This window comes from Roseovarius confluentis (assembly GCF_002917925.1).
In the GTDB taxonomy this organism is placed as follows: Bacteria; Pseudomonadota; Alphaproteobacteria; order Rhodobacterales; family Rhodobacteraceae; genus Roseovarius; species Roseovarius confluentis.
On record NZ_PPFE01000004.1, the window covers coordinates 311,825 to 326,271 of the forward strand.

Annotated in this window: 20 protein-coding genes; 6 read left to right on the plus strand and 14 right to left on the minus strand. The window is 64.7% G+C overall.

The annotated features are described in order from the left end of the window. Positions 1-22: 22 nt before the first annotated feature. The gene (locus C2I35_RS11965; RefSeq protein ID WP_103763271.1) at positions 23-1,039 is read right to left on the minus strand and encodes a ribose-phosphate pyrophosphokinase; all 1,017 of its coding nucleotides are present in this window, start codon (positions 1,037-1,039) and stop codon (positions 23-25) included. A 174-nt stretch (positions 1,040-1,213) separates the two neighbouring features. On the opposite strand from C2I35_RS11965, the gene C2I35_RS11970 reads away from it, so the two are divergent. Further along, positions 1,214-2,020, plus strand: a complete 807-nt coding sequence (locus C2I35_RS11970; protein ID WP_103763272.1) for an alpha/beta fold hydrolase — start codon at positions 1,214-1,216, stop codon at positions 2,018-2,020. Positions 2,021-2,117: 97 nt separating this feature from the next. Beyond that, positions 2,118-2,519, plus strand: coding sequence for a DUF2177 family protein (locus C2I35_RS11975; protein ID WP_103763273.1), 402 nt, complete (start codon positions 2,118-2,120; stop codon positions 2,517-2,519). Positions 2,520-2,528: 9 nt separating this feature from the next. On the opposite strand, the gene C2I35_RS11980 is transcribed toward C2I35_RS11975, so the two are convergent. From C2I35_RS11980 to C2I35_RS11990, 3 genes are read right to left on the minus strand one after another with little or no spacing between them, the layout of a single operon-like run. After that, the gene (locus C2I35_RS11980; protein ID WP_103763274.1) at positions 2,529-3,575 is read right to left on the minus strand and encodes a threonine aldolase family protein; all 1,047 of its coding nucleotides are present in this window, start codon (positions 3,573-3,575) and stop codon (positions 2,529-2,531) included. Continuing rightward, entirely contained in the window at positions 3,566-4,054 is a 489-nt protein-coding gene (locus C2I35_RS11985; RefSeq protein ID WP_103763275.1) for a YcgN family cysteine cluster protein, read from the minus strand. Before C2I35_RS11985 ends, C2I35_RS11980 begins: the two co-directional genes overlap by 10 nt. After that, a complete protein-coding gene (locus C2I35_RS11990; protein WP_103763276.1) occupies positions 4,051-4,977 on the minus strand; it encodes a bifunctional riboflavin kinase/FAD synthetase in 927 nt (308 codons plus the stop codon). The genes C2I35_RS11985 and C2I35_RS11990 overlap by 4 nt, the downstream gene beginning before the upstream one ends. Before the next feature lie 122 nt (positions 4,978-5,099). On the opposite strand from C2I35_RS11990, the gene C2I35_RS11995 reads away from it, so the two are divergent. Beyond that, the gene (locus tag C2I35_RS11995; RefSeq protein ID WP_103763277.1) at positions 5,100-5,726 is read left to right on the plus strand and encodes a glutathione S-transferase family protein; all 627 of its coding nucleotides are present in this window, start codon (positions 5,100-5,102) and stop codon (positions 5,724-5,726) included. Between the two features lie 18 nt (positions 5,727-5,744). Here C2I35_RS11995 and C2I35_RS12000 read toward each other — a convergent pair whose 3' ends face one another. From C2I35_RS12000 to C2I35_RS12020, 5 genes are all read right to left on the minus strand, one after another. Next, the gene (locus tag C2I35_RS12000) at positions 5,745-5,927 is read right to left on the minus strand and encodes a hypothetical protein (protein WP_103763278.1); all 183 of its coding nucleotides are present in this window, start codon (positions 5,925-5,927) and stop codon (positions 5,745-5,747) included. A 106-nt stretch (positions 5,928-6,033) separates the two neighbouring features. Continuing rightward, entirely contained in the window at positions 6,034-6,477 is a 444-nt protein-coding gene (locus C2I35_RS12005) for a MaoC family dehydratase (protein ID WP_103763448.1), read from the minus strand. A 114-nt stretch (positions 6,478-6,591) separates the two neighbouring features. Further along, the gene (locus C2I35_RS12010) at positions 6,592-7,467 is read right to left on the minus strand and encodes a TIGR01459 family HAD-type hydrolase (protein ID WP_103763279.1); all 876 of its coding nucleotides are present in this window, start codon (positions 7,465-7,467) and stop codon (positions 6,592-6,594) included. Between the two features lie 113 nt (positions 7,468-7,580). Next, complete coding sequence (locus C2I35_RS12015) at positions 7,581-7,808, minus strand: DUF1150 family protein (protein WP_103763280.1); 228 nt, start codon at positions 7,806-7,808, stop codon at positions 7,581-7,583. Positions 7,809-7,813: 5 nt separating this feature from the next. Further along, positions 7,814-8,227, minus strand: coding sequence for an Hsp20 family protein (locus C2I35_RS12020; protein WP_103763281.1), 414 nt, complete (start codon positions 8,225-8,227; stop codon positions 7,814-7,816). A 169-nt stretch (positions 8,228-8,396) separates the two neighbouring features. Between C2I35_RS12020 and C2I35_RS12025 the strand changes: the two genes are divergently transcribed. The 3 genes from C2I35_RS12025 to C2I35_RS12035 are packed head-to-tail and all read left to right on the plus strand — an operon-like array spanning position 8,397 to position 10,222. Next, positions 8,397-8,621, plus strand: coding sequence for a YdcH family protein (locus tag C2I35_RS12025; protein WP_103763282.1), 225 nt, complete (start codon positions 8,397-8,399; stop codon positions 8,619-8,621). A gap of 46 nt (positions 8,622-8,667) precedes the next feature. Beyond that, positions 8,668-9,156 carry a 5-(carboxyamino)imidazole ribonucleotide mutase gene (gene purE / locus C2I35_RS12030; protein WP_103763283.1) on the plus strand — a complete coding sequence of 163 codons (489 nt, stop codon included), beginning with the start codon at positions 8,668-8,670 and terminating at the stop codon, positions 9,154-9,156. Then, entirely contained in the window at positions 9,149-10,222 is a 1,074-nt protein-coding gene (locus tag C2I35_RS12035; RefSeq protein WP_103763284.1) for a 5-(carboxyamino)imidazole ribonucleotide synthase, read from the plus strand. Before purE ends, C2I35_RS12035 begins: the two co-directional genes overlap by 8 nt. Here the strand turns inward: C2I35_RS12035 and C2I35_RS12040 are convergent. The 5 genes from C2I35_RS12040 to C2I35_RS12060 form a co-directional block, all read right to left on the minus strand. Then, complete coding sequence (locus tag C2I35_RS12040; protein ID WP_103763285.1) at positions 10,219-11,364, minus strand: alpha-D-ribose 1-methylphosphonate 5-triphosphate diphosphatase; 1,146 nt, start codon at positions 11,362-11,364, stop codon at positions 10,219-10,221. The genes C2I35_RS12035 and C2I35_RS12040 overlap by 4 nt on opposite strands. After that, a complete protein-coding gene (locus C2I35_RS12045) occupies positions 11,361-12,083 on the minus strand; it encodes a lipase family protein (protein WP_103763286.1) in 723 nt (240 codons plus the stop codon). Before C2I35_RS12045 ends, C2I35_RS12040 begins: the two co-directional genes overlap by 4 nt. A 46-nt stretch (positions 12,084-12,129) precedes the next feature. Continuing rightward, entirely contained in the window at positions 12,130-12,981 is an 852-nt protein-coding gene (locus C2I35_RS12050) for a DMT family transporter (RefSeq protein ID WP_103763287.1), read from the minus strand. A gap of 111 nt (positions 12,982-13,092) precedes the next feature. Continuing rightward, the gene (locus C2I35_RS12055) at positions 13,093-14,031 is read right to left on the minus strand and encodes a sterol desaturase family protein (protein WP_103763288.1); all 939 of its coding nucleotides are present in this window, start codon (positions 14,029-14,031) and stop codon (positions 13,093-13,095) included. Continuing rightward, positions 14,028-14,420 carry a hypothetical protein gene (locus tag C2I35_RS12060; RefSeq protein WP_103763289.1) on the minus strand — a complete coding sequence of 131 codons (393 nt, stop codon included), beginning with the start codon at positions 14,418-14,420 and terminating at the stop codon, positions 14,028-14,030. Before C2I35_RS12060 ends, C2I35_RS12055 begins: the two co-directional genes overlap by 4 nt. Between the last annotated feature and the right edge of the window lie 27 nt (positions 14,421-14,447).

A 14,447-nucleotide genomic window follows, 5' to 3' on the forward strand; every position in this document is an offset into this window, starting at 1 on the left:
CAGCCACTCGATCGGATCAGGCTCAGGTGCCGAACTGGCCTTCGTAGATGGGCTCCAGCGTCGGGGTCTCGAAGAGCGACGAGACGGACGTGCCGTTCCAGATGTTCAGGATTGCCTGGGCAAAGACCGGGGCGGTGGGGATGATGCGGATGTTGGGGGTGTTCTTGACCGCCTCGGTGGGCTGGATCGTGTCGGTGATGACCATGGATTTCAGCACCGAGTTGGTGATCCGCTCGACCGCCGGGCCGGACATGACGCCGTGGGTCGTGTACGCGTGAACCTCGCGTGCGCCGTTGTCCATCAGGTGCTGGGCCGCCTTGCACATGGTGCCGGCGGTGTCGCACATGTCGTCGACGATCACGCAGATCTTGTCGGTGACCTCGCCGATCACGGTCATCTCGGCCACTTCGCCGGCCTTTTCGCGCCGTTTGTCCACGATGCTGAGGGGCGCATTGATCCGCTTGGCGAGTTCCCGGGCGCGGGCCACGCCGCCGACATCGGGCGACACGATCATGACGTCGTCGAGGTGGTCGCGGAACTGGGTCATCACGTCGAGCGCGAAGACCGGAGAGGCGTAGAGGTTGTCGACGGGGATGTCGAAGAAGCCCTGGATCTGGGCGGCATGCAGGTCCATCGTCAGGACCCGTTCGATGCCGGCCTCGACGATCATGTTGGCTACCAGCTTGGCCGAAATGGGCGTGCGGGCCTTGGTGCGGCGATCCTGCCGGGCATAGCCGAAATAGGGGATGACGGCGGTGATGCGCTTGGCCGACGAGCGGCGCAGCGCGTCGGACATGATCAGCAGTTCCATCAGGTTGTCGTTGGCCGGATTGGACGTCGGCTGGATGATGAACATGTCCTCGCCGCGGACATTCTCGAATACCTCGACAAAGATCTCGCCGTCGTTGAAGCGTTCGACGCGGGCATCGACGAGCCCGACATTGACGCCGCGATGCATGGACATGCGGCGCGAGACGGCTGTGGCCAACGGCATGTTGGCGTTGCCGGAAATGAGCTTCGGCTCGTGAGTGACTGACATGTGAAAGGGTCCCCAGGTGGTCGATCTTGACAGATTCGTGACGTTGACACCGATTAGCATGGGTGGCACGTCTGGCAAAGACATGCATTGGGCGAGGGTGCCGAATGCCGCGAAAGGCCATGAAAATGAGACGCACCCTGCCGCATTTCCCCGCAGATGCCCCCGTGACGCGCGATGCCTGAGGCGTTGAAAGCCGGGTTTCCGACGTATTGGACGACGTTCGGGCAAGGGCCGCAGCCAGCGTTGGCCATCCATTGTTCGCTGGCGCATTCGGGCACGTGGGGCGCGCTGGCGCGGCACCTGTCGGGGGCGCTGACCCTGACGGCGTTCGACATGCCGGGTCATGGGCGCAGTGGCGACTGGGACGGGCGCGGCGAGATCCAGGAGGTGACGGCGAAGATTGCCGCCGACTTGGCTGATGGTCCGGCGCATGTGATCGGGCATTCCTTTGGTGCGACGGTGGCGTTGCGGCTGGCGGTCATGCGGCCCGAGCTGGTGCGGTCTCTGGTCCTGATCGAGCCGGTGTTCTTTGCCGTGGCGCTGACCGATCACCCGCAGATGCGGGACGGCTTCGCGGCGCAGATGGCCGGGTTCACCGACGGCATGAAAGCTGGTGACGGACATGCGGCGGCGCGGGCGTTCCTGTCGGTCTGGGGGAACGGCACCGAGTGGGAGAGCCTGAGTTCGGCGGAGCGCGACCGGCTGGCGACGCAGATGTCGCTGATCGAGGCGGGGCATGCCGCGCTGTACGATGATGTGGGGAGCCTGTTGGCGCCCGGTGTCCTGCAGGGCGTGACCCAGCCCGTGCTGCTGATCGAAGGCACCGCCTCGCCCGCCATCATCGGTGCGATCAACGAAGGGTTGGCGGCGCGATTGCCAAAGGCCGAGCGCGCGGTCATGGCCGGGGCGGGGCACATGGTGCCGCTGACCCATGCGCGGCAGGTGAGTGCGGAAATCTTGCGATTCCTGCGCAACGTGTGACGCAGAAGCGTTGCCCTGAAGGTTTTCACGCTAGCTCTTGAGGGGCGGCAGGAACCGGCGCGGTTCGGGCCGCGTTCAACCGGTCTGGAGGCCAAGCATGACCATCGCCATTCTTTACGTCGTGACCTTCGCGGTTTTCCTCGGGCTGGATTACCTGGGCCTGAGTTACCTGATCAAGCCGACCTTCGAGAAGGACATCAAGGGCCTGCTGCTGGACAGCCCCCGCATGGGGCCGGCGGTCGTTTTCTACGCCTTCTATATCTTCTGCGTGCTGTGGTTCGTCAGCTGGCCCGCGATCCAGCAGGAGCGGACGCTGCTGTGGGTGTTTGGCACCGCGGCGCTGATCGGGGCGATGGGCTATGGCACCTACGAGTTCACCAACCTTGCGACGCTGAAGGATTGGACGTGGCGGATGGTCGCCACGGACTTTACCTGGGGCACGCTGCTGACGGGCACGTCGGCCACGGTGGGTGTCGCGGTGGCGCGGTGGTGGGCCTGAGGGTCCGCGTCAGCCTTTGACGAGCGCCAGGAAGTCGTCGATCTGCTCGTCTGTGAGGGACCAGTCGCAGACGCAGCGCATCAGGAGTGGTTCGTCCGGGTCGCCACCTTCCAAAGGACCTTCGTAGAGACCGTAGACTGCGCCGCCCGCGTGCAGGCGCTGGTGCGTGGCGCGGGGCAGGCGGGCGAAGATCATGTTGGCCTGCGGTTCGGCGGTAAAGGTGCAGCCGGGCAAGGCGCGCAGGCCCGCGACAAGGCGGGCGGCGTTGGCGTTGGCGCGCTGTGCCGAGGTCAGCCAGACATCGTTTTCGAGATAGCCCAGCATTTGCGCGGCGAGAAAGCGGCCCTTGGACACGAGGTGTCCGCCACGCTTGCGGCGGCGTTCCAGTTCCCATGCCTTGGCCGGGTCGAACATGACCACAGCCTCGACATTCAGGCAGCCGTTCTTGGAGGCGCCGAAGGAGACGGCGTCGATCCCGGCCTCATGGCTCATCTGCGCGGGCGTACAGCCGAGGGCGGCGCAGGCATTGGCAAAGCGCGCGCCGTCGAGATGCACCGAGAGGCCGTGGGCGTGGGCCACGTCGGTGATGCTGCGTAGTTCATCCAGCGTGTAAAGCTGGCCCATTTCGGTGACCTGCGTGAGGGCCACGGTGCCCGGCTCGGACGTGTGGACGTCGCGGCGGGGCAGGGTTGAGATAGCGGCGGCGAGGTCATCGGCCGTCATCTTGTCCTCATGCCCCGTCAGGGTCAGGCGCGCGCCGCCGGTGTAGAACTCGGGCGCGTGACATTCATCGACGAGGATATGTGCGCGGGGCGTGCAGAAGATGGTCTGCCACGGCTGGGTGAGCGTAGCGAGCGCAAGGACGTTGGCCGCCGTGCCGGTGGCGACGAATTCGACCGCGGCGTCGGGGGCGGCGAAGACCTCGCGCACCTTGTCGCGGGCGGCGTCGGTGAGCGCGTCGGCGCCGTAGGGCGTGGCGTGGCCTTCGTTGGCGCGGGCCAGCGCTTCCATCACCTGGGGCAGGGCGGGGCCGGTGTTGTCGGAGCCTAGTCGCATCCCAGGGGTTCCTCTATCAGGTGCTCTTCCCACTCGTCCTCCGAGATCTCGAACTCGGGCAGGGTGGCGTTCTGCACCGAAACCCCGGCGGCGTGCACACTGTCGGGTGTGCCGGAGATGAGCGGGTGCCAGTCGTAAAGCGGCTTGCCGGTCCAGAGGAGCTTGTAGGCGCAGGTTTCCGGCAGCCAGTAGAGGCTGCCTTCGATATTCTTGGGCGAGAGCGAGATGCATTCGGGCACGAACTGGTGCCGGATGTCGTAATTGGCGCAGCGGCAGGTGCTGTCGTCGAACAGGCGGCAGGCGATGCGGGTCAGCGCGACCTCGCCGGTGTCCTCGTCCTCGAGCTTGTTAAGGCAGCATTTGCCGCAGCCATCGCAGAGCGCTTCCCATTCCTTTTGGGTCATGCGGTCCAGCGGCACGGTTTCCCAGTAGCGCGGGCGCAGGCCGGAGCGGTCGATGGGGTCGGAGGTGTCGGTCATATGGCGGCCAGGATCGCGCGGGCGCGGTCGCAGTCGGCGTCCATCTGGGCGATGAAGGCCTCCAGGCTGTCGAAAGTTTCCTCGGGGCGAAGGTATTCGACGAGGGCCACGGACAGGTCGGCGCCGTAGAGGTCGCCGGAGAAATCGAAGAGGAAGGTCTCGATATTGGGGACTTCGCCCTGGAACATCGGGCGCGTGCCGAGGGACGCCGCGCCGTGGTAGTGGCCCCGGTGCGGACCGTCCAGCACGTCGACCAGCACGGCGTAGACGCCGAAACGGGGCGGGTGCAGCCCTTCGATGGACATGTTGGCGGTGGGATAGCCGAGGTCGCGGCCGCGTTGTTCGCCGCCGATGACAGGCCCGTCGATGCGGTGCCAGTGGCCCAGCATGGCGGCCGCGTCGCGCGGGCGACCCTCGCTCAGGGCGTCGCGGATGGCGGTGGAGGAGACCTGGCCGTCGTCGCCTTCGAGAAGCGTGGCGATGGTGACGTCGAAGCCCATTTCCCTCCCGAACCGCTGCAGGTCGGCGGAATTGCCGGCGCGGCCCTTGCCGAAGCAGAAATCGGCGCCGACGACGACATGCGTCAGGCCCAGACCGTCGGCGATGACGTTGCGGGCGAATTCCTCGGGTGTGAGGCTGGCGAGGGCGGCGTTGAAGTTGAGTTCGTAGAGCCGTTCGACACCCAGCTTGGCGAGGCGGTTGGCGCGCGCCTCGTGGCCCATCAGGCGGAAGGGCGGCGCGTCGGGGGCGAAATACTCGCGCGGGTGCGGCTCGAACGTCAGCACACCAAGGGGACCGTCGCCCTTGCGGGCAAGGTCGATCACCGATTGGTGGCCCAGATGCACACCATCGAAATTGCCGATGGCGACGGAGGCGCCCCGGTCTTCGGGATCAATGAAGGTGTAATCGCGGATGATGCGCATGGCGCAGGGGTAGCCGGATGCGGGGGGGTGATCAAGAGGCGGTGCCGCGCATTCAGTTTGAAAGAAACGCAAACCGTTCTGATGCGTTCATGCAGCAGCAACAAGATGATTGGAGAGAATGAATGGCCGACAAACCCGTGCTCTACGGTTTCAACGGATCGACGTATGTGCGGACGGCGCGCATGGTCCTGATGGACAACGAGATTGACTATGATCAGGTGCATGTGAACGTGCTGGAAGGCGAGCCCAAACAGCCCGAGCACTTGAAGCGGCATCCCTTCGGCAAGGTGCCGGTCATGGACATCGACGATATGCGCCTGCGCGAGTGCGACGCGATCTGCCGCTACATCGACGAGACGGGCAAGGGGCCGAGCCTTGTGCCGGACGATCCCAAGGCGCGGGCGAAGATGAACGAGGCGATCAGCGTTTTCACCAGCTATGGGTACGACGCCCTGATGGGGGCGGCAGGCTATCACCTGTTCCCCGAGCTGATCGGCGGAAAGAATGACGATGCCCTGTCGAAGAGCCTTGCGGATTCACAGACGCTGAACGCGCTGCTGATGGATTGGGCCGATCCATTCATCTGCGGCAAGGAACCGACGCTGGCGGACTACATGCTTGCGCCGATGATCTATTACGTGTCGCTGACGCCCGAGGCCGACAACATCATCACCGGCAAGCTGGCGCGGTGGTGGACGCCGATGCAGGAGATCGAAAGCTTCAAGGCGACCGAGCCCGATATGGGCTGATCGCCCGTGGCGCGTGCCTCAGGTCTGACTGGGGCCGCGCCGCTGCATCACGGCCTGGCGGATGGCAGCCCAACTGTCGGCCTCTGACTTGCGTCCGGCGTCCTGCGACTCGCGCATTTTTCGCGCGGCCTCGGCCTCGGCCTTGGGGCCGTGCGCGCTCAGCAGCGCGCGGGCGTATTCGGCTGTCTGGATTGCATCCATCGGTTGGGTCCTCCCTCTGGTTGTCCAATTGTGAAACGCATTATACACGATTCGTGTTCCGGTCGTGTGACGCGCGGCGATCTATCGCCGGGCGGTTGTACGCGGCTCAGTCAAACTTGCCGGTCGGGGCCAGCACGGTCGCCTCGCCCACGAGGACCTTCTTGCCGTCCACGAGGCAGCGGGTTTCCAGCGTCACGCGGCGCTTGGCGTAGTCGATGGCGGTCACCTCGACCTCGGCCTCGACCATGTCGCCGGGGCGCACGGGACCGAGGAATTTCAGGGTCTGGCCCATGTATACGGTGCCGTGCCCCGGAAGCTGTTCTCCGATCACCGCAGATATCAGGCCGGCCGTGAGCATCCCGTGGGCGATGCGCCCCTCGAAGATGGTGTCGCGGGCATAATCGTCGTCCATGTGCACCGGGTTATGGTCGGTCGAGACCTCGGCGAACATGCGAATGTCCTCGTCGGTCACCACTTTGCGCAGCGACCGGGTCATTCCCATTTCGATCTCTTCGATCGTGATCGTTCCGCGCGGCATGTTGTCCAACATCAGACCCTCCATTTCCACCTGCGCCCCTAACGGGTGCGCAATAAATAACACCATACGATAGGTAAGGATGCAACTTTATTACTTTGCAGGCGCAGAAAATCAAGGGTTATTTTGTCAGCGCAGTTTGCCGATGGCGTAGGTCGGAGACGACATTTCCTTTTGCAGGTAAGCGGTTAGCGCCTGCGGGTCGGGCTGGTGCGACGTTTTGGTTTCGTCCGCCGCCAGCCCGCCGGTGATGAAGAGAGAATCGATATCCTCGCCCGTTGCGCCCTGGATGTCGGTGGCGATGCCGTCGCCGATGGCGAGGATGCCGTCGCTGGAGATATCCTTGCCCAAGGCCGAAAGGCGACGGCGGGCGAGGTCGTAGATCGGCGGGTGCGGTTTGCCGAAATAGAGGCTTTCGCCGCCCATTTCGGTGTAAAGCCGGGCGAGCGCCCCCGCGCACCATTCGCGCACGTCGCCACGATCAACGATGATGTCGGGGTTGGCGCAAAGCAGTTTCAGGCCCTTCTGCTTGGCATAGAGAAAATCGGCGCGATTTGTTTCGGGATCGGCCATCGTGTCGTTGGGACCGCAGCAGACGATGCCCTCGGCGTCTTTCAGGTCAACGCGCTCGATCTCGACGGGGTTGTCGATGACTTCCAGCGGTTCGAAAAAGCCCGCATCGCGCGCCCATTCGCCCATGAACCACACCTTGCGGCCGACCATCCCGCGATACATCGCGGCGCGGGCGCTGTCGCCGGACGTGGCAATGGCGTCATAGCAGGACGCGGGCACGCCGAAGCTTTCGAGTTGGGATTCGACGCCGGCGCGGGGCTTGGGGGAGTTGGTGACCAGCACCACCGTGCCGCCATCGGCGCGGTAGGTCATCAGCGCCTCGACCGCGTCCGGGTAGGCGGTGACGCCGTTATGCACACAGCCCCAAAGGTCGACGAAAAGCGCGTCGTAATTGCCGGAGATTTCGGAGAGGGAAGTGATGATCTGGGTCACTGCGATACGGGCCTTTCGCGTCGTTAAGTGTCGAAAACCGTATGCCAGCGAAGGGGCTGTTTGACCAGCCGGGGTTTCGGCCCGGGATGCGGGCCGAAACGGGATTGGGCGTATCAGTGCACGGCGACCGGATCGAGGTCGTTCTGGCGGGCCAGAACGAAGGCCATCTTGCGGTCGGCGACAAGCGCCAGGCGCTCGCCTTCCTCGTTGTGCACGGCGTAGAGCGTTTCCAGCTCGCCCACCTGCTCGCGCATGTCGTCGGGCAGATCCTCGGCGTTGACCTGACGGACATAGACGATGGGACGCTCGGCCTCGTGATCGAATTCGTACTGCGTTTCCATACTATTTACCCCTTGTTTATCTTGATGGTCTGAACCACCGTTTCTGGTGCGGCGCGGGTCAGGTCGACGTGCAACAGCCCGTTTTCCATGATCGCTTCGCCCACTTCGACCCCATCGGCCAGCACGAAGCTGCGCTGGAACTGGCGGGCGGCGATGCCGCGATGCAGATAGACGCGGCCATCCGCATCGTCCCGCTGGCGTCCGCGGATCACCAGTTGGCGGTCTTCCAGCGTGATCGACAGGTCTCCGTCGGCGAATCCGGCCACGGCCAGCGTGATCCGATAGGAATTCTCGGAGGTCTGTTCGATGTTGAAAGGCGGGTAGCCTTCGTTTCCCGACTTGGCGCTGCGTTCCAGCAGGCGCTCAAGCTGCTCGAAGCCGAGCATGTAGGGGTGCGATCCCATCGTGTGCTTTGTCATGGGCGTGTCCTTATGCAGTCAAGCGACAGTCCGTATGTGAAGGCCCCGTTCGCGGCGACCTCTTGCAGTGAATATGGGGGCGCGGGGCGGGGCCTGCAAGGGCTATGCTGCGAGAGGGTTTGTCGCTATTCTGCCCCAACGCGGGGCATTTTTCGGAGAATCGGGGCGAATGAACAAGTTCAACGACCTTTCGATGAAGTCGGACGAAGTGCTGCGGGTGGAGTTGGAGGAGTTCCGGCGCCAGCACCGCGACCTTGACGAGGCGATCCGCGCGCTGGAGGAAAAAGGCACCAGCGATTTTCTGACCGTGAAGCGCTTCAAACAGCAAAAATTGCGGCTGAAGGACCGGATCTCGTGGATCGAGGATCGGCTGCTGCCGGATATCATTGCGTAGGCACCGCTGATCGGTATAGTTCGCGCTCCGCAAAGGGGAGCGAGACATGGGCAATCCGCAGATCGGCATCATCATGGGCAGCCAGTCGGACTGGGCCACCATGAAGGAGGCCGCCTTGATCCTGGACGAGCTGGGCGTGTCGTACGAGACGAAGATCGTCTCGGCGCATCGCACGCCGGACCGGCTGTGGGACTATGGCAAAAGCGCCGTGGACCGCGGCCTGAAGGCGATCATCGCGGGTGCGGGCGGTGCCGCGCATCTGCCGGGCATGATGGCCAGCAAGACGCGCGTGCCCGTGATCGGCGTGCCGGTGCAGACCAAGGCGCTGAGCGGTGTGGACAGCCTTTATTCCATCGTGCAGATGCCAAAGGGGTTTCCCGTGGCGACCATGGCGATCGGATCGGCGGGCGCGGCCAATGCCGGGCTGATGGCGGCGGCGATCCTTGCCAATGGCGATGCGGCGTTGGCGGAGCGGCTGGACAAGTGGCGTGATGCGTTGTCGGCATCGATCGCGGAGGAGCCATCGGATGACTGAACCTTTGCCGCAGGGTGCGGTGATCGGAATCCTGGGTGGCGGGCAACTTGGGCGGATGCTGTCCGTCGCGGCCAGCCGGCTGGGGTTCAAGACCTGCATTTTCGAGCCGGGGGGCGATTGCCCGGCCAGCCATGTTTCGAACTTTCACTTGCAGAAGTCTTACGAAGACGCAGACGCGCTGCGGCAGTTCGCGGATGCCGTGGACGTGGTGACCTACGAGTTCGAGAACATCCCGACCTCGGCGCTGGACGTGCTGGAAGCGGCCCGCCCGATTCGTCCGGGGCGCGAGGCGCTGCGGGTGAGCCAGGACCGGCTGACCGAGAAGGCGTTCCTGACCAGGCTGGGACTGAGCACCGCGCCTTACGCCGACATCACCGATCTTGCGAGCCTTGAGGCCGCGCTGGAGGAGATGGGCACGCCCGCGATCCTGAAAACACGGCGGTTTGGCTATGATGGCAAGGGCCAAGTGCGGATCAACGATGCCGCCGAAGCTGAAGCAGCGCTGGCCGAGATGAACGGCGCACCCGCGATCCTGGAAGGGTTCGTGGCTTTCAGTCACGAGGTATCGGTGATCGGTGCGCGCGGCGTGGACGGGCAGGTGGCTTGTTTCGATCCGGGCGAGAACGTGCACAGCGACGGGATTTTGCACACGACTACGGTTCCGGCGACGCTGAGCACGGCGCAGCGGACGGATGCCGTGCTGCTGGCCGGGCGGATATTGAACGCGCTGGACTATGTCGGCGTGATGGGCGTGGAACTGTTCGTGACGGCGCAGGGCCTGATCGTGAACGAGATTGCGCCAAGGGTGCACAACTCGGGCCACTGGACGCAGCAGGGTTGCACGGTGGACCAGTTCGAGCAGCATATCCGGGCGGTGGCCGGGTGGCCGCTGGGCGACGGGTCGCGCTATGCCGACGTGGTGATGGAAAACCTCATTGGCGATGACATGGACCGCGTGCCGGCGATTGCCGGGGAGGCGGGCGCGAGCCTGCATCTTTACGGCAAGGCCGAGGCCAAGCCGGGGCGCAAGATGGGGCATGTGAACCGGGTCACGCGGTCGGGCTAAGCGATAAAGCGGTGCGCGACGTCGCCTTTCAAGTAGGTGACCTGGCCGCCCGAGATCGTGGCGCAGATATCGCGGGTACTGGCATCGACGATGACGAGGTCCGCGCGTTGTCCGGGGGTAAGCGTGCCGCGGTCGGACAGACCCAGAAGCTGTGCCGGACCCGACGAGATCATCCCCCAGGCGGCAGCGAAGTCCATCAGGCCGCCATCGGCCAGCAGGAACGCGGCGCGGCGCATCGACGGGTAGTGGTAGTCCGAGGCGAGTGAATCGCACAGCCCCATCGCGATCAGGTCGAGCGCGCTGGCATTGCCCTTGTGCGAGCCGCCGCGCACCACGTTCGGGGCACCCAGCACGATCGGTGCGCCGGTGTCGCGCGCGGCTTCCGCCGCCTCGGCGGTTTCGGGAAATTCGGCAATATGCACACCGCGCGCGGTCCATGCAGCGCGTTGTTCGGTGGTGGCGTCGTCGTGGCTGCCAAGGCGCACGGGCAGGTCTGCCAGCCGGGCGCAGAGGGCGTCGAGGGCGGACGGAACGTCGGCCATGCCGTCGTGGAGCGCGTGAATGTCTTCGAGATGCTTGTCGGGGTTCTTGCCGATCCTGAGCGATTTGCCGACGTGGCCCGGGGGTGTCTTGCCCTTGGCCAGCAGGTCATGCGGCAGGTGGTCGTTGAACACCAGATAGGGGATTGCGTAGCGTGTGATCCAATCCTCTATCGTGGCGTAGTCGTCCAGCATCGAGATCTCGAAGCGCAGCTGCACGCGCAGGTCGGTGCCGACGCGGGGGCGTATATCGTCGAGGCTTTCCAGCACGCGCTGGGCGAAGTCCGGCCCGCGCATCCCGCCTTCCCAGCTGTAGAACTGTGCCAGTGTGGCGGTGGTGATGCCGTTCGCGGCCAGCTCGGCCTCGGCCACGATCAGGCCCTGGTCGAGGTCTTTCATGGCCCCGCGCCGCGGGGCGAGATGTTTTTCGAAGGCATCGCCATGGGCATCGACCAGGCCCGGCAGGATGAGATAACCCGAAAGGTCGATCTCGCGCGCTGGCGTCTCATCAGTGATCACACCGTCCGACAGGCAGAGTGGCGTGTCTGCGAGGTCCGAGGGCGTCAGCACCTCGGCCCCGGTCAGGCGCAACGACAGGCTCATTCCGTGAGGCCCATGAACATGTCTGTGATGTTCATGTCGTGGTCGAACTTGCCGGTCCTCAGGAAGGACAGAACCTGCGCGATCACGTAAGGATTGTTCATCATGAAGGTGTGGCTGACGGGCAGTTCGATATGGTCGGCCATGCCGTCGACCTTGGTGGACTCGACAGAGACCTTGCCGTCATCGGCGCCCTCGATCAGCGTGGAATAATAGGGGTTGAGCGAGCGCGTGCCGGCGATGACGCCAAGCTCGAAGTCAATCGGCGGAAGGCTGTTGGCAAATCCGTCCTCGCCGGTGTCGAGCTGCATCCCGGCGGGCCCGTTGATCCACTCGAAAAGCTCCAGCCCGCCCAGTTGGTCCACCAGTTCCGAGCCGTGGTTGGGTGGGCCAAGCATGACGACACGGCCCATGTCGTCGGGGCGGTTGTAGCGCAGCCAATGGCGCAGAAGGATGCCGCCCATCGAATGGGTGACAAAATGGATCTTGTCCTGACCACAGACGCGGGCGGCGTAGGGCAGGGTTTCCTCGGCCAGTTCGGCGATATCGAGTTCGGTCGAGGGATAATCGGTGCGGAAGGTGGTGTAACCTTCGTTTTTCAGCACTTCCTCCATCACGATGAAGGAGGTTTCGGTCCGCGCCAGGCCATGCAGCAGCACCACGCAATCGGCCAAAGCCGGAGCGGGGAGCAGAAGGGCAAGGGCGGTCAGCGCGGATTTCATGGATAGGGAGATAAGCCTTCGGGCCTCGCAGATACAGCCCCCTGCGTCAGGAATTGCGGCGGCGCGGCATGGAAAGCGCAACCCCGCCCAGAACGAGGGCGGAGGAGAGCACGATCTGCACGGTCAGGGACTCGCTCAACAGAAGGATGCCGCCCAGGAGCGCGATGATCGGCACTGTGAGTTGCGCGACGGCGGCCACGGAAGCGGCAAGCGAGGGCAGGACGGTGTACCAGAGCGCATATCCCAGCCCCGAGGTGACTGCGCCGGTGATGATGGCGAGAAAGATGCCGTAGCCGGAGAGTGGCGCTGCGTCGGCAGGGCTGGGCAGGGCGAGCCAGGCCAGCAGGCCGACGGGCGCGGCGAGGGTGAAGTTGGCGGCTGTGGCTTGAAGCGCGTCTTTGGATTTACGGCCGGCCAGAGAATAAATGCCCCAACCGATGCCTGCGAGCGCCATGAGCGCACCATGCCACGGGCTGACGGTCGTGCCGGCCCCGGGCCACATCAGCCATGCGAGGCCGGCGAGCGCCAGACCCGCGCCGATCCAGCGGCGGGCGGGCAGGATCTCGCGTGTGAGTAGGGCAGCGGCGAACATGGTGATCTGCACCATGCCAAAGAGGATGAGCGCGCCAAGCCCCGCGTCGAGCGCGGTGTAGGCCAATGAGAAGCCGTACATGTAGACCAGCAGCGACAGGACGCCAGATACGCGCGCGGGACCGCCAAGGCGGAGCCCGCCGCGCAGGACGATGCAAAGCCCCGCCAGCATCGCTGCGCCCGCGACGAGACGGATCGCCCCGAAGGGAACGGCGTCGATATGCCCGCCCGCCAGGGCGAGCCGGTTGAGGATGGAGTTGGCGGCGAAGGCCACCATCGTCAGGGCGGTGAGCAGGAAGAGACGCATGGGACCATGCGTAGCGCGGGGCTGGGTGGAAGGAAACTCACATTGGCGCGGGGGCGGAATTTTGAAAAAATTCCGGGCAATTTTCTTTGAAAGAAAATTCCCGCGCCCGCGTTAGCCGAGGGTCTCGAAGCCCGGCGTGTTCGCATCCTCGGGGTGATTGGCAAGGTGCTTGCGCTTGATCGTCTCGGAGGTATCGCGGCTGCCGTCGTGGCTCCATCCCGGGGGCTTGATGCAGTAGTTCAGTCGATCGCGCCAGGTGAGTCCGGGCTGGATCACGTCGCGGAAGATACCCACCCACTCGTGGAAGGCCACGCGGATGGGATTGAAGGTGCCCAGGTTGCGGACGAGACCGTAATCGACCTTTTCGCTGTCCTGTTCCGGGACGAAGGTGCCGAACATCTTGTCCCAGATGATGAAGACACCGGCATAGTTGGCATCGAGATAGCGCGCATTGCGGCCGTGGTGGACGCGGTGGTGCGAGGGTGTGTTCATCAACGCCTCGAACCAGCGGGGCAGTCGGGTGATCGCCTCGGTATGGATCCAGAACTGGTAGATCAGGTTCAAACCGCCGCAAAACAGCACCATCGCGGGGTGAAAGCCCAGCAGGATCAGCGGCGCCCGGACCAGCATCATGAAGGTGAAGGTGCCGGTCCATGTTTGGCGCAGGGCGGTGGTGAGGTTGTAGTGCTGCGAGGAGTGATGATTGACGTGGCTGGCCCAGACCCAGCGGATGCGATGCCCGAAACGGTGCACCCAGTAGTAGCGCAGGTCGTCCAGCACGAAGCAGAGGATCACCACCCAGACCGACGTGCCGAGGTCGAGCGGTGTGATGGCCCAGAGCGCCATGAAGAACCCGTATGCGACAAAGCCCAGCAGGATGCCGGAGGCCACGTTGCCGGCGCCCATCACGAGCGATGTCAGCGCGTCGTAGGTCTCGTACCGGCCACCGCGGCGCTTGAGAACGATCCAGGTGAGTTCGATCAGGATGAGCGCGATGAAGACCGGCACGGCGAAGTTCACCACGTCGGGATAGGTCAGTTGATCCGTCATCGGGAGGCCTCCATCAGGCCGGGCCAGAGGCGGGCCTCGTCGGGGTCGAGCTTCAGGGTGATGCGCGGCGCGGTGTAATCGGGCAGGGCGATGCGCAGCCCTGTGTCGGTCTGCGTGATCCGCGCGCCGTCGAGATACCGCGCGGTGGTGTCGGCGCCCATGGGCCAGACCACGCCGGGACCGCGGGACGTTTCCACGAGGGCGGCGTGGCGGTCGTGGCTGAGGATCACGCGCGTGGGCGTATCGTCGGGGAATTCGCGGAGCCAGGCGCGGGTGGCGGCGGACCCGTCATCGAACGTGGCGGGTTTCGAGAGGCCGAGCAGGTGCAGCAGCACCGCAATCCCTGCGATGCCGAGCACGACCATCGGTAGCAAGATGCTGAGCGGCATGTCCTCTTCCCTCGCGCCGCATTTAGC

Bases quoted from the DNA above. Each gene is read 5' to 3' on its own strand.
- C2I35_RS11965 (WP_103763271.1), bottom strand. From the start codon at position 1,039: ATGTCAGTCACTCACGAGCCGAAGCTCATTTCCGGCAACGCCAACATG.
- C2I35_RS11970 (WP_103763272.1), top strand. From the start codon at position 1,214: ATGCCTGAGGCGTTGAAAGCCGGGTTTCCGACGTATTGGACGACGTTC.
- C2I35_RS11975 (WP_103763273.1), top strand. From the start codon at position 2,118: ATGACCATCGCCATTCTTTACGTCGTGACCTTCGCGGTTTTCCTCGGG.
- C2I35_RS11980 (WP_103763274.1), bottom strand. From the start codon at position 3,575: ATGCGACTAGGCTCCGACAACACCGGCCCCGCCCTGCCCCAGGTGATG.
- C2I35_RS11985 (WP_103763275.1), bottom strand. From the start codon at position 4,054: ATGACCGACACCTCCGACCCCATCGACCGCTCCGGCCTGCGCCCGCGC.
- C2I35_RS11990 (WP_103763276.1), bottom strand. From the start codon at position 4,977: ATGCGCATCATCCGCGATTACACCTTCATTGATCCCGAAGACCGGGGC.
- C2I35_RS11995 (WP_103763277.1), top strand. From the start codon at position 5,100: ATGGCCGACAAACCCGTGCTCTACGGTTTCAACGGATCGACGTATGTG.
- C2I35_RS12000 (WP_103763278.1), bottom strand. From the start codon at position 5,927: ATGGATGCAATCCAGACAGCCGAATACGCCCGCGCGCTGCTGAGCGCG.
- C2I35_RS12005 (WP_103763448.1), bottom strand. From the start codon at position 6,477: ATGTTGGACAACATGCCGCGCGGAACGATCACGATCGAAGAGATCGAA.
- C2I35_RS12015 (WP_103763280.1), bottom strand. From the start codon at position 7,808: ATGGAAACGCAGTACGAATTCGATCACGAGGCCGAGCGTCCCATCGTC.
- C2I35_RS12020 (WP_103763281.1), bottom strand. From the start codon at position 8,227: ATGACAAAGCACACGATGGGATCGCACCCCTACATGCTCGGCTTCGAG.
- C2I35_RS12025 (WP_103763282.1), top strand. From the start codon at position 8,397: ATGAACAAGTTCAACGACCTTTCGATGAAGTCGGACGAAGTGCTGCGG.
- purE (WP_103763283.1), top strand. From the start codon at position 8,668: ATGGGCAATCCGCAGATCGGCATCATCATGGGCAGCCAGTCGGACTGG.
- C2I35_RS12035 (WP_103763284.1), top strand. From the start codon at position 9,149: ATGACTGAACCTTTGCCGCAGGGTGCGGTGATCGGAATCCTGGGTGGC.
- C2I35_RS12040 (WP_103763285.1), bottom strand. From the start codon at position 11,364: ATGAGCCTGTCGTTGCGCCTGACCGGGGCCGAGGTGCTGACGCCCTCG.
- C2I35_RS12045 (WP_103763286.1), bottom strand. From the start codon at position 12,083: ATGAAATCCGCGCTGACCGCCCTTGCCCTTCTGCTCCCCGCTCCGGCT.
- C2I35_RS12050 (WP_103763287.1), bottom strand. From the start codon at position 12,981: ATGCGTCTCTTCCTGCTCACCGCCCTGACGATGGTGGCCTTCGCCGCC.
- C2I35_RS12055 (WP_103763288.1), bottom strand. From the start codon at position 14,031: ATGACGGATCAACTGACCTATCCCGACGTGGTGAACTTCGCCGTGCCG.
- C2I35_RS12060 (WP_103763289.1), bottom strand. From the start codon at position 14,420: ATGCCGCTCAGCATCTTGCTACCGATGGTCGTGCTCGGCATCGCAGGG.